The organism is Streptomyces sp. NPDC007162, assembly GCF_040634175.1.
Lineage (GTDB): Bacteria > Actinomycetota > Actinomycetes > Streptomycetales > Streptomycetaceae > Streptomyces.
Window position 1 is genome coordinate 1 of sequence record NZ_JBEYFC010000936.1, and the last position, 1,867, is coordinate 1,867.

Annotated in this window: 2 protein-coding genes and 1 pseudogene; all 3 read right to left on the reverse strand. The window is 73.2% G+C overall.

Annotation, left to right across the window (positions count from 1 at the left end):
- A pseudogene (gene hpnE, locus ABZ646_RS46015) lies at positions 1 to 1,137 on the reverse strand (hydroxysqualene dehydroxylase HpnE); the annotation flags it as partial.
- Entirely contained in the window at positions 1,107 to 1,247 is a 141-nt protein-coding gene (locus ABZ646_RS46020) for a DUF6380 family protein (RefSeq protein ID WP_360533608.1), read from the reverse strand. The pseudogene hpnE and the gene ABZ646_RS46020, both read right to left, overlap by 31 nt.
- Positions 1,247 to 1,867, reverse strand: a 621-nt coding sequence (locus ABZ646_RS46025) for a squalene/phytoene synthase family protein (protein WP_360533605.1), incomplete at its 5' end; no start/stop codon positions are given. The genes ABZ646_RS46020 and ABZ646_RS46025, both read right to left, overlap by 1 nt.

Consider the following 1,867-nt stretch of genomic DNA (forward strand, 5'->3'; position numbering starts at 1 on the left):
GGCCACGGGGGCGTCGATCTCGTCCTGGGCGGCGGACTGGGACAGCGCGAGGTACTGGCCCTCGCGCAGCCCCGAGGCGTGGGTGCGGTCGAACACCCACTGGACCGGGGTGCCGAGGGCCGCGAAGAACGGCTTGGTGAGCACCGTACGGTCGTAGACCACATGGACGTTGAGGATCGGCGCGGTGCCGATCTCCAGAAGATTTTCCGGCGCGTCGAGGGCGCCGGCGGGCAGCAGGTCGTAGGCCTCGCGCTGGGCCACGGCGAGCACCACCGCGTCCGCCGTGAGCGTCTCGCCGGGAACCTGAACGCTCCAGCCCCCGTTCTCGTTGTGGGAGACGGAGGTGACGCGTGTTCGGACCTCGGTACGTACGCCCGCGGAGTCGAGCGCCTTGCGGGCCAGCCGGTCGTGCAGTTCGCCCAGCGGCACATGGGCCCAGCCGATGTCGGCCGCGCCCGGGTCGGACAGCAGACCGGTCTTGAACACCATCGCGGCGAGCCCCAGTGAGGCGTCGCCCGCGACCGCGTTGAGGGTGGCGACCCCGACCAGGTCCCACAGGGCCTCGACGGCACGCGCCGACTGGCCGTGGGCGGCCAGCCAGCTGCCGAAGTCCTGTGCGTCCAGGCTCGGATCGGCGAGGTCGAGTCCCTTGAGCGCGAGCGCGGCACGCCCGACCCTGGCCCGCTCGGCGAGCGAGAGGTGCGGATAGGCGGCCAGGCTGCGCCCCAGATGCAGGGGTACGGGCAGCGCATCGCGCCGCAGCCTGCCCAGGCGCCGTCCCTCGGGCCTCGCGAGGTCGAGCACGGGCACGTCGAGGCGGTCCTGCAGCGGTGCCAGCGCGGCGCCCTCGATGCGGTCGAGGAACCAGCGGTAGGCGGTGCAGCACCGCAGGTACACGTGCTGGCCGTTGTCCACGGTCAGGTCGCCGCGCCGGAAGGAGAAGGCGAGCCCGCCGAGCCTCGGCCTGCCTTCGATCAGGGTGACGCGGATCCCCGCGTCGGCGAGGGCGAGGGCGGCCGTGACACCGGCCAGGCCGCCGCCGACCACGACGGCGGTGCGCCCGGACGGGATGTCGTCGTGCGTTCCCTCGGATCGCGTGCCGTCGCTCATCGTGCGCCCTTTCCCGCCTGCCCGTCGTGCTGCCGGAACCGGCCACGGGGGACCTTCGCAGTCAGGGACGCCACCCCGCCGCGGAGGGTTGCCTGCCGTTTCCCTCCGGTGGAGCCGTCCCGGCCCGGGTCGTCCATCAGGCGCGCCTCCTGACGGCCGGCCGGGAGGTGTGCCGCCGGGTGTCGATCCCGGACAGCCCGCGTACGGCGACGTACGCCTTCTCGTGTCCGGGCAGCGAGACCCGGCCGCGCAGCACCGCGTCCGGTTCGCGCTCGATGCGGTCGAGCAGCCGGCGGTAGATGCCGGCCATGGCGGCGACACAGGCGCCGCTGCGCCGGTCGAGCATGGGCAGCAGCCGGTAGCCCTCGGCGAAGAGGGCACGGGCGCGCCGTACTTCGAAGTGCACGAGACCCGCGAAGTCCGAGCCCTCGGGCGGGATCGGACCGTCGAGGCCCGCCGAGCAACCGAACTTGGCGAGGTCGTCCTGGGGCAGGTAGGTACGGCCGTTGGCGGCGTCCTCGCGGATGTCCCTGAGGATGTTGGTGAGCTGGAGCGCGAGCCCGAGCGTGTCCGCGTACTCCGGCGCGCGCTCGGCACCGCGCGCCCCCGGCTCCGTACCGAACACGCCGAGCGAGAGCCTGCCGATGGCACCGGCCACACAGCGGCAGTAGACCTTGAGGTCGTCCCAGGTCTCGTAGGTCTCGCCGCGTACGTCCATCAGTCTCGCCGTCGTGCGGGTGGCGAGACCACGGGATCC